The following is a 13,808-nucleotide window of genomic DNA, read 5'->3' on the forward strand; positions in this document are numbered from 1 at the left end:
CGGGAGTTGTCGCTGGCCAATGGCCTCGCTGAAAACTGTCGTGCTGATTTGTTCCCTATTCCTGAATTATAAACTATGCAAGCAACCGCTGACCTGACCACTTGTGAAAAGGAACCTATTCAATGGCCGGGTTTTATTCAGTCACATGGGCTTTTGATAGCGGTTGATCCGGTTGAATTTACCATCTGGCAGGCTAGTGAAAATATAGAAGAACTGGCCGGACAGCCCGTGGCCAGTCTTATTGGGCAGTCTATCGCTACTATTCAACTCGGTGACCTGGCCGGCAGTCTGATCCATGACATGCTGGTCATCGCTATGCGCAGTGGTAGGCCGGAAGCCTTTAATCCGTATCCCGTCAAAATTCGGGGGCGCGACTGGCTAGCCATCATGCACCAGCAGGACGGAGCCCTTATTGTGGAGCTGGAGCCTACCAGCCAGCTTCACGGCGGGTTGGCAAAACCCCTCCATTCGTTGATCGCCCAGGCGATGAGCGACATTCAGCGCAGTAAAACCCTCAGTCAGTTGCTGGAGAAGACGGCGCAGCAGATAAAGCAAATTACCGGTTTTGACCGGGTAATGATCTATCGCTTTGGCGAGGACTGGCACGGTGAAGTAGTTGCCGAAGCGCGGGAAGAGCATCTGGTACCGTTTCTGGGGTTACACTACCCCGCTTCCGACATTCCCCGGCAGGCGCGGGAGCTTTATAAAGTCAACCTGGTTCGGGGTATTGCCGATGTGGAGGAACCCCGGGTGCCCATTTTACCCGTCAACTATGCGCAGCACAACCGCCCACTCGATCTCACCCATGCAACCTTGCGGTCTGTTTCGCCGGTGCATGTCGAGTATCTGTCGAATATGGGCGTTCGGGCGAGTATGAGCATTTCCTTACTCTACCGTTCCGAGCTGTGGGGCCTCATTGCCTGCCACCATTACAGTGGTCCCCGGTTTATTGACTACCCCGCCCGGCAGTCGATAAAACTCGTGAGCCAACTGTTGTCGACGGTTCTGGAAATACGGAAAGATGACGAGGAATCTGAAGTTTCGGACCGCTTACACGACAATGAGCTGGCTCTTTACCAGCAGATGATAGCCGATTGGGATGTTGTACAGGGACTAACCAAACACCCCATTACCATCCTGGATCTGAATGAAGCAACCGGGGCCGCTCTGTTATTTGAAGAAGAACTGCACCTGCTGGGAGATACCCCGGAGCCGAACGAAATCCTGACCCTGATCGACTGGCTCAAGAATACAACCCCCGAAAGTGTATTCCAAACGAACCAGCTCCCCAACCTGTACCCACCGGCCGAAGGGTTTCGTACCAAAGCCGCCGGGGTATTGATGGTGGTTCTGTCGCGACAGATGAACGAGTACCTGCTTTGGTTTAAACCCGAGCAGATTCAGGACGTTTCATGGGGGGGCAACCCCGATAAACCGGTTGAACAAACAGCTTCTGGTGAACTACGGCTCAGTCCACGTAAAAGTTTTGATAAATGGACTCAGATCGTTCGGAACAAATCCCAATCCTGGCAACAGGTTGAAGTCGCTCTGGCCCTGAAACTCCGAGAAGATCTTTTGCAGATCGTGGCCGGGAAAGCCAACCAGATTCGCGCGCTGAACGAACAGCTGCGGCTGGCCAATGAAGAACTGGAAGCATTCAGCTACACGGTTTCTCACGACCTGCGTTCGCCCCTCTCGTCTATTAAGCGATACACCGAGATATATAAGGAAGATTATGGCGATCTGATGGATGATAACGCAAAGGCGATCTTCGATAGAATCGTGAAAGCCAGCGACCGGATGAGTATGCTCATTCGCAACATCATGCAGTATTCGCAGGTAGGGAGTTCGGGATTGGCGCGACGACTGCTGCCCATGAAAGATATGCTCCTCCAACTGCGTGACGAGTTGCTGGCGGGCGAAACAACTCGCGATATTACCTTTCAGATCGAAGAAACCCCTGATCTGGAAGGAGACCAGACCATGGTGAATCAGGTTTTCAGCAACCTGCTTTCCAACGCCATCAAATATACCCGCTCAGTACCCGAGGCCCGAATAGTGATAAAGGGCAGTCAAAGCAACCAGGAAGTCATTTATGCCGTAACGGATAATGGGATTGGTATTGACATGAAACAGGCAGGTAAAGTATTTGAACTTTTTCAGCGGCTCGATTCGGCGGCAAGCTATGAAGGGTATGGGGTAGGCCTGGCTATTGTTAAGCGTATCCTGAGCCGGCACCAGGGCAAGGTCTGGTTTGAGAGTGTTCCTCATCAGGCTACAACTTTTTATGTATCTTTTCCCAGACGTATTTCCTGATTTTTTATGCCTGATATTCTTTACGTTGAAGATAACCCCGACGAAGCTGATATATTTAGACGACTTATTAGCCGGATGGAAAATCCGCCTAGTTTTTTGCTGTTAAGTAGTGGTAGTGAAGCGATTGACTACCTACTTCAGCAGGGAACTTACCAGGGGCAAAGTACGCCTTTGCCCCGTTTGGTATTGATTGATCTGAAGTTGCCGGGACATAATGGCTTTGAGGTTATTCAGCAGGTGCGGGCTACCAGTCGGACCTGCTACCTGCCCTTAGTCGTTTACAGCACCTCCGATAACCCAAAAGATATGCGTCGGGCGTATGACCTGGGCGCTAATGCCTATCTGATAAAGCCCGAAAGTTACCATCAGGTGAGCGAAATGATGCGCCTGGCTATCGACTTCTGGTTAACGCAGAGCCAGTACAGGCCATAACCGACCTGGTATATACACGTGTTTACAGGTGTTCGATTCAATTCTTAACTAGATAACGAAGGTATGTCTGTCACAAATCAATCGGCCACGGCTTTGTTGCAAAGCGTTCTACAGGCATCGCAGAATGGGGTGCTGGTTTACAAAGGCATTCATGATGCTACCGGAACGCTAACAGACTTGCAGTTGACGATGATAAACGCAGCCGCCGAGCGTAGCCTGGGCTGCTCGTCGGTAGAGGCTATTGGGCAACCGTTTAATCGTATCCATCCCTATTGGGTGGGAACGGATCTTGTGGATCGATACCAACACGTGATTTCGACGGGGCAACCGGCTCGTTTCGAGTTTACATTTAACCAGCCGGGTCAGGGGCTGCCTACCTGGTGGGACATATCGGCCGTACGGCTGGAAGAGAACTGTGTGGTGGTATCCTGCCAGGACATTACACAGAGCAAAGCCGATGCGAAGGCCAGCCGACTGAATAGCCTGTGGCAGAAAGCCTTTGATGTATCCGTGAATGGCATCACGGTCTTTGACGCTATATACGACGGGAAGGATGAGGTTGCCGACTTCGAGTTTGTCATGATCAACGACGCGGGTGTGCGCCTGGGTGGCTACAAACGCGAAGAACTGCTGGGCCGGACCTTGTGGGAAATTTATCCGGCTACGAAGATCAATGGCCTTTTTAATGAGTACGTGCAGGTCTGCAAAACAGGACAACCCATTGAAAAGGAACATTATTATCCCGAATATGACATCTGGCGGAAAGTGAAAATCGTTCCCCTACCCATGGGTGTCATGGTTAGCTATACGGACATCACCGCCATCAAAAAGCCCGAAGAGACCGTCCGTAAACAGGCTGAGTTGTTGAAACGTGTGCTGGAAGGTGTACCCGTGGGTATTGCGGTGCTGGACGTTATCCGCTCTGGTGAGAACCCTGTTAACCGCCCGCCCGACTTTCGAATCGGACTGATTAACTCGTTGCTGGCGGATATTCTGGGGCAATCGGAGGAGATCGTCGTTGGCAAAAAGCTGACGGATGTTTTTGTAGATGCCAACGCTTCGGGCTTACTCAGTCGTTGTATTACGGGCGTGGAAGAGGGCGTTGTTCAGGAGTTTGAATTGCCGTTTGCACTGGGTAAAAAGGCGGGCTGGTTTCGGGTATCGATGGCCCCCAAGGGTGAACAGCTAATTCTGGCTATGACCGAAGTTACCGAGATAAAACGGGCACAACTGGGGCATCATCGGCAGGTAGAATTGCTGAATTCAGTGCTGAATGGTTCTCAAAATTCAATTATTGCCCTGGAGTCTGTACGAGATACAACCGGCCGAATTGTTGATTTTCAGTACGTACTGCAAAATGATGCACACCGCAGGCGAACCGGGCGTTCAGATTATCAGCTGCTTGGGCGTACGATGCTCGAATTGTTTCCTCTATGCCACAATCTGTTCGACCAATATATCGAAGTCGTTCTTACCGGCCAGCCGTTTCGCACAGAAACCGAGTTTGACTACGGAGGGGGCACTGGTTGGTACGACGTATCGGCCGTGAAACGCGAGGATGGTATCGTTCTGACCATTCAGGATAAAAGTGCCCAGAAACTGGCTGAACGGCAACTTCATGATCAGGCACAGTTGCTGAAAACGATTAGCGATAACACCCCGGCGGGTTTGGTACTTTGGGAGCCCGTCCGGGAGGAGACGCCCGAGCGCAGGGTGATCGATTTCCGATACTGCATGACGAACCTCATGAATACCTACGTAACGGGGCACTCGGCAGAAACCCTGATCGGGCAGGATTTACTAACGATGTTTCCGCGCTTTCGGGGAACTGAGCTGGAACTCGCTCTTCGGGAAACCCTTGAGACCGGCCGTACGCAGCGCATGGTGTTCACCTATTACCGCGAAGACGCCGATGGCTGGTTCGATGCCCAGTTTATACGCATAGGCAACGGGCAGTCGACGGATAAGGTGCTGATGACGTACATGGATGTGACCGAAGCCCACCAGACTCAGCTGGTGCAACGGCAGCAGGCCGACCTGATGAAACTGGTTATCGATGCGCAACCGACAGGTATTGTTTTGTATGAACCGGTGCGGGAAAATACAACGGATGACAAGCCGGGTAAAATCGTCGATTTTACGTTTGTACTGGCCAACGAGACACAAAGGCAGCTCTTAGGCCGCTCGAACCAGGAGTTGATCGGTCACCGTATGAGGGAACTCTTTCCCAGTGAATCGGCTCAGGAGTTTTTTGAGTTCATGGTAGAAGTAGCCGAAACCGGACAGCCAAAAGAGTGGCTGTTACCTTATTTTAGTGACGGTGTCCGGGGCTGGTTTCAGTCGGCTCTAATTTCTCATGGTGATCAGGTTTTATTTACATTCCTGGATGTTACGGGCCTTAAACGGCAGCAGCAGGTTCTGGAAGTAACGAACCAGGAACTGCGCCGGAGTAATGAAAATCTTCAGAAATTTGCCTACGTGGCCAGTCATGATTTACAGGAGCCGCTGCGAAAAATTCAGTCGTTTGGCGATGTACTGGTCAGTACCTGCGGACCTGCGCTGGATGCGATTGGGCTGGATATGATTAACCGAATGCAGGGATCGGCTCGGCGAATGTCTGAATTGATCCGGCATCTGCTCACCTACTCGCGGTTGTCTACTCAACTGGTTGAAGTAAACCCGGTACCCTTAACTGACTTACTGACCAAAATCATCGACGATCTGGCCATACCGATACAGGAGTCGAATGCGACCATCGAATTCGGTAACTTGCCGGTCGTGTATGGCGATGAGGGGCAACTGCGTCAGTTATTCCAGAACCTGGTGTCAAATGCCGTTAAGTACCGGCTATCCGGTGTTGCTCCACGCGTGCAGATTGCCTGTCAGAAGGTCAGGTCAGCGGATCTGCCTGTATCTGCCGTGTTGACAACGGTGATCAGTTCCGAAACGGGCAATACCCCATACTATTACCAGATTAACGTAACCGATAATGGAATCGGATTCGATGAAAAATACCTGGATCGGATCTTTGAGGTTTTTCAACGGTTGCATGGCAAAAAAACGTATGAAGGTACCGGTATCGGGCTTGCTATCTGTCTGAAGGTCGTTCAAAACCATCAGGGTGCCTTAACGGCGACCAGCCGCCCCGGCAAAGGGGCCACTTTTAGCGTTTACCTTCCTGTTCCTGATGCGAATACTACCAACTAAAGATCAACCTGCTACCACTTTAATCCATACCCAACCCATGAATCAAATGGTACAGTTTTCGGACTCAAACTTACTCGACTGGCTGGAAGAACAAACCAATGAGCAGTTGGAAGATTCTCCCTTTGGCGTAGTTCGGATGAACCGCGAAGGAATCGTCGTTGCTTACTGCAAGTCAGAGTCCCATATCACCGGCATCTCAAAGGAGTATGCACTGGGTAAGTATTATTTTACCCAGATTGCCCCCTGCGCCAATAACCAGATGGTAGCCGCCAAATACGGACAACCAACGCTTGATGAAGAAATGGACTATATTCTCACCTATGTGAGTGCGCCAACCAAGGTTCGCCTGAGGCTGCTTAAGTCGCCCGAGAGCCGATATCAGTATTTTCTGGTTGATCGTAAGTAACGCATTGTACACCGTTTCCGGCTTTTATACCTATGATCTGGACACCCGATAACGTCCGGCGAATTATTCTCGACATGGCGGGTCGGATTCTGCAAAACCCGCATGCCGGATTGCCAACGGTCGTCTCGCCGGAACTGGATCTGTATCGGGATGTGGGTCTCGACTCCATCAGCCGAATGGAACTGGCCGGTTACCTCAACGAATTTTTCGGAATTTTCGATACCTCCGTTGAGAACTACCTGCTGGCCGGAACCACCCTCGACCATTGGGTGAACTGCATTCTGCGGGCCCGGTCGCAAGTTGACGACTACCTGACGTTTCGGACCTCCGGCACCAGTGGAGCCGCCCGGGCTGTTCGGCATTCAATGGCGTCGCTGCTGTTTGAAGCCCGCTTCCTCATGGAGTTGCTGCCTCGCCCGGACAGGGTGGTCAGTCTGGTACCGGCCAATCATATTTACGGGTTTATCTACACGGTGCTGCTTCCGGCGCTTTGGAATGTACCGTTGTGTTTGCTGGCTGATACGCCCGCAACGGCCATAACGGCCAATACACTGCTGGTAGGCACACCCTTTACCTGGGAATATACGTACCAGTCCCTGCTGGCAGGAAAATCGCTGCCCTGCCGGGGAGTATCATCAGCCGCTCCCATGCCGCCGGGTTTGTTTGATCAACTGATGAACGCCAGCGTGTTCATGACAGAAATCTACGGTTCATCCGAAACGGGAGGGCTTGGGTACCGGCATCGATTAGACGCACCATTTACCTTATTCCCCCATGTAACGCTGTTGGCTGGAGAACCCTTTACGATTTGCCGAACCGATACGGGTGCAACTTTCACCGTACCTGACCGGCTTGAGCGGGTGTCGGAAACCGAAATACGGGTGCTTGGTCGCCTGGATGATAGCGTATCGATCGCCGGCGTCAACGTATACCCGGCTGCCATCAGGCAGGTAATCAGTGAGTGCCCCCTGGTGGCTACCTGCGACATCTATGCCAAAGCCGACATGGGTGCTCACAAGCTATACGGAGCGGTTCAGCTTCGGACACTGAACGATGCAAACCGAAACGCCTTCCTGCACTGGGTCCGGCAGCACCTGAGCCCCCCCGAAATCCCGCAAAATCTGTATATCTACTAACACGAGTCGGGCTACCTCCAGCTATTTCACCACGTCGGGCAACGGTCGTCCGGTGAGTGGGTATTGAATCTACTGCCGGAAAAGAAAAGCTTCGTTGAGCTACCGACAAAAGGTGCTGATGGCGTTGTTATGGCCGACGCGGTTCTGGTCGTACCGAATTAAGTGGTTAATAGTTAATGAGTAGATTGATCTGAGGTTGACCATTAACTCAATGCTTCAGTGGGCCGGGCCGTTCGAGCAGCACCAGATCAAGTTGGCTGACTTTTGCGAAATTCGGCCCTCCGCTTGGTATCTGCGGGTACACGTGGTCCTGATAGGGATGCGCCGACCGGAAAAAATCCTCGAAAATGCCCGGTGTTAGCATACCCACAAAACGGGTGTAGTTTCGGCGGAGCTGATACGCATGAATAGCCCCCGCAGGCACGGCCACGTAATCGCCCGGATGAATATCGAGCAAGGATTTATTGAGCCACATGCTCATCATCCCGTCGACACAGCAAAACATTTCGGTATGCTCCCGGTGGTAGTGTTTGCCGATCATGTCCCCGGCGGGGCCTTCGGTCATGACCACCAGCAGTTTGCCGTTGGTGCTGGCGTTATCGCTCATGATGCTGAAAAGCTGATCGCCCAGCGTGTAGCGATCCCCTTCGCCAGCGGCCAGTACATAGGGCACCACGGTATTTGGGACAGTGGTATTCGTAACCGGCCCGAACGTCTGCCCGTCGAGAGGTTTTCCATCAAAAAGCACATCGGCCACCTCCTCTGCCGCTTTTAAACGTTCGGCATCCGGTTCGATGATGGCATCGCCGGGCTGAACATAGCCCGCGTAGGGCGTTCCAATCGCTTTGTACATCGCGCTCAGCAGAGGGCCGCTGCTGATCGAAATCAGTTGGGTGCGGTGCGAATTGGTGCGAAACGCATGGGAAACGGACGGCGGAATGCTGGCAAAATCCCCTTTCCCCAGCCGGTAGGTTTGCCCGTCGAGCCATAATTCGACTTCGCCATCGACGACGAAAAGAGCCTCATGGGTTGTATGGTGAACATGGGATGGCATAACCGCCCCTTTGCCGCCCGTTATGACGGTCCATTCATATAAATCGCCGGTATCGACTCCGCGAGCGGTCAGGTTTATCACCAGGCTACCCACCAGGTAACGCTCACCATCTCCGCTACGAATAAAATAAGGAATTTTCTGACCGGGTAATTCGCCTTTTGGCTCAATGGCCTGAACACCTTCCAGGCCACCCGGCATCTCGGCCCCTTTCTGTAACGTTTCGGTATCGGCTATGGATGAATGTTCCTGTGAAGAGGAGGGCTGATTCGTGTTTGTGGACGTTTCCATTAATGAATAGGGATTGGGCTTGATAAACTGCAAGGTTAGTGAAATGCCGGAATATTCCTGCGTTTTCGTTGGCCCGGATTTTACTATCGTATATCAGATATATGCCTCAATTAGCATGGCCCTTACAATAAGGTTGGTGTTTTTTGTCCTTTTTGAAAACAATAAAAATGCACAAAGTCTTGTTTTTAACGTGTTTTTAATCTCTTACGCTAACCCAATTAATTATTAAACTCGACCACTTATGAATCTCAAGTCAATTCAGTTCAGCCGCCGTGCGTCTGGTATTTTAGCCTCTCTTCTTGTCGGTTTTTCCCTGACACTTACGTCGTGTGATGACAACGAAAATCCAACGACAACACCGCCTGCGGGTTCGTCGACCATTACGGATCTGGTTGTTGCCGGAGACCAGTTCACGTTTCTTGAAGAGGCTGTTAAAAAGGCGGGTCTGACGACTACCTTATCGGGCACGGGGCCATTTACCGTCTTTGCCCCAACGGATGATGCGTTCCGGGCGGCCGGGTTTGCCGATGCCGCGGCCGTAGGCGCAGCTGCGGACACCACCCTGCGCCGGATATTGCTGTATCACGTAGTGGGTGGTTCCTATCCCGCATCAGCCATTCAGGCTGGTCAAACGGCTCTGCCTACGTCACTGAGTGTTAACGGCACAACGTATGTCACGAAGGCTACTTCCACCAGTGGAACCGGTGTGTCTGTGAATGGTGCGCGCGTCATTACGGCCGATGTACAGGCCACGAACGGTGTTGTTCATGCCATCGACCGGGTGCTGATGCCCCCAACCGGCAATGTGCTTCAGGTAGCCCAGGCCGACACATCCCTGAGTTTGCTGGGTGCGGCTGTAGCCCGTGGCGGTGCGGCTGTAGTGACTGCGCTGTCGGGTGCAACACCATTGACGGTCTTTGCACCAACGAATGCGGCCTTCCGGGCCACGCCTTATAACACGGTGGCGGCTATCAATGCAGCTCCGGTGGCAGCCCTGACGGCTATTTTAACGAACCACGTGGTCGTTAACCCCGGTCGTGCGTACTCGCCTACGATTGTTAGTGGTCCTATCACCACCTTCGGTACCGGCAGCGTAACGGCTACGGTGGGCACCGGTAATGCCCTGACGTTGCTGAGTCCGGGTAACGGTGGTCAGGCATCTACCGTATTGCAAAATACGACGGGTGTTCAGAACCGCGACATCACCGCAACCAACGGCGTTGTCCACAAAATTGACCGGGTATTGTTGCCGTAAATTGGTGGAGTAGTGGAGTAGTAGAGTAGTTCCGAAAAAGAGGTATAACCATAAAGACGAACCGTCTATGTGGTTATACCTCTTTTTGAATTTCTTCGAATCTAATCCATTGAAATCACTGATTGACTACGGAATGCCCGGTTGAATACGCTGACAAGTAGCAATGGAAACGGGTAAACTTTAGCTATCAGGTAAGCACAAACAAACCCCTGAACTACCCAAGCGTCATGCCGACTATCGACAGAAAAACCTTTCTCAACCAACTATCCCTGATGGCCGGTGCGTCTCTGCTAACGGGACCGGCTTTTGCCGCTGAAACGGCGCGGGCTAAATCAGCGGTCAAGCTAGGCTTCGTAACGTATTTATGGGGTAAAGACTGGGATTTGCCAACCCTCATTAAAAACTGCGCAGACACCAATATTCTCGGGGTCGAACTGCGCGTCGAACACGCCCACAACGTCATGCCCGAACTCAACGCGGCCCAACGCCGGGAGGTGAAAAAGCGGTTTGCCGATAGCCCGGTCAAACTCGTCGGGCTGGGTACCAACCAGCAGTTTGACTTTGTCGATCCGGCTAAGGTGAAAGCATCCATCGAACGTACCAAAGAGTTTATCCGCCTGAGCGCCGACGTGGGCGGGACGGGCGTAAAGGTGAAACCCAACGCCCTGCACAAAGAGGTACCTGTCGACAAAACCGTAACCCAGATCGGGGAATCCCTCAACGAACTCGCCCGGTACGCGGCCGATTTCGGGCAGCAGATTAGGCTGGAAGTTCACGGCGAAGAAACGCAGGAACTGCCCATGACCAAACGAATCATGGACGTAGCCACCCATCCCAACGCCACCATCTGCTGGAACTGTAACCCGCAGGATTTAAACGGCAAAGGTTTTCAGGCCAACTTCGACCTCGTCAAAGACCGCCTGGGGGCCACCTGCCACGTCCGCGAACTGGACCGGACGGATTATCCGTATCAGGACTTGCTGAACAATCTGGTAACTATGAATTACAAAGGCTGGGTCTTGCTCGAATGCCACACCAACCCGGCGGATAAAGTGGCGCAGATGAAAACCCAGCGGGTGGTTTTCGACCGAATGATTAAGAAGGGGTGAAGTGGGTATTTTCCAACTTTTTGGCCTCTCAAAGAGTATATCATCCAGCTAAGCGACCTCTCCATATAGCGACGTCCTGTCGAATGGTGGGAGGGAGGTGCCGGGAAATGCATGCGACAAAAAACTCTACTTTTACTAACGTTGACGCTGCTCGGTCTGGTTACCGTGAGGGCGCAAACCCTCGTCAGCGGGCGAATCCTTGATAAAATCACCAGCCAGCCCGTTCCGTTTGTGAGTGTGGCCCTGTATCGTCAGCCTGACTCAGTGGCGGTTGGAGGAGCGATCACCGACTCCACCGGTCTGTTTCGGATTGCGGATGCCAAAGCCGGTGTTTATACCCTGCGCACGTTTTTTGTCGGCTATAAACCCGCTTTAGTACCGATAACGGTTGTCAGAAATCAGCCCCTCGAACTGGGTGTGCTCGTGCTCGAAGGCGACTCGAAACTGCTCAACGAAGTTCGTGTAGCCGGTCAGCGAACCGATGTCGTCATGCAGGCCGACCGCCAGACGTACCGGGCGGCTCAGTTTCAATCCGCGGCCGGTGGTACGGCCACTGATGTTCTCCGCAATCTGCCCGGCCTGAGTATCAACGCAGAAGGCGATGTGAGTCTGCGGGGGGCCAATGGCTTTTTGGTTTTGCTGAATGGCAAGCCCGTTCAGGCCAATCTGGGAACGCTCCTCAACCAGATGCCCGCCAACAGCATCGAGTCGATCGAAGTGATCACCACACCCAATGCCCGTTACGACCCCGATGGCAAAGCGGGTATTATTGCCATTGTCACCAAGAAAGGTGTCGATAACGGCTGGTCGGCGCAGGTGAACGGCCTGATTGGTCTACCCAGCACCAACGCGTTTGACAATGCGTACAATCCCGTTCGTTACAGTCCCGATGTGACGCTCAACTACCGCTCGGACCGCTGGGACCTGACCCTAAGTTCGGCCTATATCCGCAACGACATCGCCGGACGGCGGGAGGGCGATGTAAGTACGACCATCGGTAATCGCTTTACCCGCTTCCCGTCTGTAGGCGAGCGGAGTTTCGATCGGTATACCTTCACCAATCGACTTGCCATCGCCTACGTCCCCAGCAAATCGACGACCTGGACGCTGGGCCTTTACCAGAGCCAGCGAACCGAAGACCGGCTGGCCGATATTTCCTACAACAACAGCACAACCGATCTGCTGACGGGTCAAATCGTTAATCGGCGGGCGTATTTCAACAGCAACCTCGTACGAAAAGGGGGGCGGTTCTATACCGCTAACCTCGATTATGCCCACACCTTTGCCAGTAAAGCCACCCTGAGCGCGGGTGCCTTATACGAGTATGACCTGATCGATGGCTTCACCAGCAACCGCAACGTCAACCGGAACAATTACCGCGATACGCTTCAGTACTCCTACTCGACCACCGATCGCCCATTCGAAACTTCCGGGCTAACATCGACGGAAGCGTACCCTTTTTAGGCGGCAAACTGGAAGGCGGGTATCAATACCGCTATCAGGACGATACGGGCGATTACCGGTACCGACAGCAGGATGGGAATGGGTTACCGTTGCCGGTGGTTCCGGCTTTTACCGGCACTACGGCCATCAACAGCCGCATTCATAGCTGGTACGGGCAGTTTGGCGCGGTAGCTCAAAAGCTGGAATACACCCTGGGATTACGCTATGAACATTCGGTGCGGGAGGTGTTGTCGCTTCCCCGTAACCAGACCTATTCGCTGACACTGGACAATCTGTTTCCGTCGTTCAACATGCTCTACAAACCCAAAGGCGGACTGGCGTTGCGGGCTGGTTTTAGTCGGCGGGTGCAGCGAAACAGCAACTTTGCCCTGAACCCGTTGCCCGAACGCGAACACTCCGAAACCCTCGAACAGGGCGACCTGAACCTGCTACCCGAATTCGTCAATCTGGGCGAGTTGGGTATAAGCAAGGATATGGGCCGGAGCACGCTGCTGGCTACGGTCTATTATCAGGGCGTTCAGAACACCATCAACCGGGTTAACCGGGTATTTGCCGATACCATCCTGAGCCGCATTTTTACGAATGCCGGTCTGACCCAGCGATTGGGTGTTGAGCTGGCAACGGACCTGAAACTTACAAAAAGCTGGAAGCTCTACGTGGGCGGAACGGTATATCGCTTCACGCAGGCCGGGCAGCTTTTCCAGAACGAGGTTATTTTCGACCGGGCGGCCTGGGTGTATTCGGTCAATGCCAATTCAACGGTGCAGATCAACCCAACGCTCTCCTGGCAAGCCAACGTAAATTACCTCTCCCGGCGTATTACTGCCCAGGGCGAGGACTCCCGCTTTCTGATCCCCAACATGTCGGTGAAAAAGAGTCTGATGAACAATCGCCTGACGATCATGGCCCAGTGGCAAAACATCGGGCTGGGTTTCCTGCCTACCAACGAACAGCGGATCACTACTACGGGCAAAGACTTTTATACGTCGACGAATTACATTCAGGAGAAAGATGTTTTTCTGATCAACCTGAGCTATTCGTTCCGGCAAGTCAGCAAACGGGCCAAACTGCCGGGCAATGAATTTGGCGATAAAGAGTTTTGATACGTAACGCGGGTTCCTACCCGCGTTACTTTCTGATG

The 13,808-nt window shown here is 52.8% G+C and carries 10 protein-coding genes; 9 read left to right on the forward strand and 1 reads right to left on the reverse strand.

Going from position 1 to position 13,808, the window contains the following annotated elements; all coding sequences use genetic code 11:
* Window positions 1-75 precede the first annotated feature (75 nt).
* From CRO74_RS19280 to CRO74_RS19300, 5 genes are all read left to right on the forward strand, one after another.
* On the forward strand, window positions 76-2,316 hold the full coding sequence (locus tag CRO74_RS19280) for an ATP-binding protein (RefSeq protein WP_097127987.1): 2,241 nt from the start codon (window positions 76-78) through the stop codon (window positions 2,314-2,316).
* 6 nt (window positions 2,317-2,322) lie between these two features.
* The gene (locus CRO74_RS19285) at window positions 2,323-2,748 is read left to right on the forward strand and encodes a response regulator (protein WP_097127988.1); all 426 of its coding nucleotides are present in this window, start codon (window positions 2,323-2,325) and stop codon (window positions 2,746-2,748) included.
* Window positions 2,749-2,811: 63 nt separating this feature from the next.
* A complete protein-coding gene (locus CRO74_RS19290) occupies window positions 2,812-5,955 on the forward strand; it encodes a PAS domain-containing protein (protein WP_097127990.1) in 3,144 nt (1,047 codons plus the stop codon).
* 37 nt (window positions 5,956-5,992) lie between these two features.
* Entirely contained in the window at window positions 5,993-6,361 is a 369-nt protein-coding gene (locus CRO74_RS19295; RefSeq protein ID WP_097127991.1) for a photoactive yellow protein, read from the forward strand.
* A 32-nt stretch (window positions 6,362-6,393) separates the two neighbouring features.
* A complete protein-coding gene (locus CRO74_RS19300; RefSeq protein ID WP_097127993.1) occupies window positions 6,394-7,497 on the forward strand; it encodes an AMP-binding protein in 1,104 nt (367 codons plus the stop codon).
* Between the two features lie 208 nt (window positions 7,498-7,705).
* Here the strand turns inward: CRO74_RS19300 and CRO74_RS19305 are convergent, their stop codons facing one another.
* Window positions 7,706-8,839: a quercetin 2,3-dioxygenase gene (locus CRO74_RS19305; protein WP_097127995.1), complete on the reverse strand. Its 1,134-nt coding sequence runs from the start codon at window positions 8,837-8,839 to the stop codon at window positions 7,706-7,708.
* Between the two features lie 241 nt (window positions 8,840-9,080).
* On the opposite strand from CRO74_RS19305, the gene CRO74_RS19315 reads away from it, so the two are divergent.
* The 4 genes from CRO74_RS19315 to CRO74_RS32065 all read left to right on the forward strand — a co-directional run bounded on the left by CRO74_RS19315 (window position 9,081) and on the right by CRO74_RS32065 (window position 13,770).
* Window positions 9,081-10,094, forward strand: a complete 1,014-nt coding sequence (locus tag CRO74_RS19315) for a fasciclin domain-containing protein (RefSeq protein ID WP_097127998.1) — start codon at window positions 9,081-9,083, stop codon at window positions 10,092-10,094.
* 227 nt (window positions 10,095-10,321) lie between these two features.
* Window positions 10,322-11,203 (forward strand): sugar phosphate isomerase/epimerase family protein, encoded by an 882-nt coding sequence (locus tag CRO74_RS19320; RefSeq protein ID WP_097128000.1) that lies wholly within the window; start codon window positions 10,322-10,324, stop codon window positions 11,201-11,203.
* A 111-nt stretch (window positions 11,204-11,314) separates the two neighbouring features.
* The gene (locus tag CRO74_RS32060) at window positions 11,315-12,667 is read left to right on the forward strand and encodes a TonB-dependent receptor (protein ID WP_245877912.1); all 1,353 of its coding nucleotides are present in this window, start codon (window positions 11,315-11,317) and stop codon (window positions 12,665-12,667) included.
* A gap of 8 nt (window positions 12,668-12,675) precedes the next feature.
* Entirely contained in the window at window positions 12,676-13,770 is a 1,095-nt protein-coding gene (locus tag CRO74_RS32065; RefSeq protein WP_245877936.1) for an outer membrane beta-barrel family protein, read from the forward strand.
* Window positions 13,771-13,808 lie beyond the last annotated feature (38 nt).

This window comes from Spirosoma fluviale (assembly GCF_900230225.1).
Lineage (GTDB): Bacteria > Bacteroidota > Bacteroidia > Cytophagales > Spirosomataceae > Spirosoma > Spirosoma fluviale.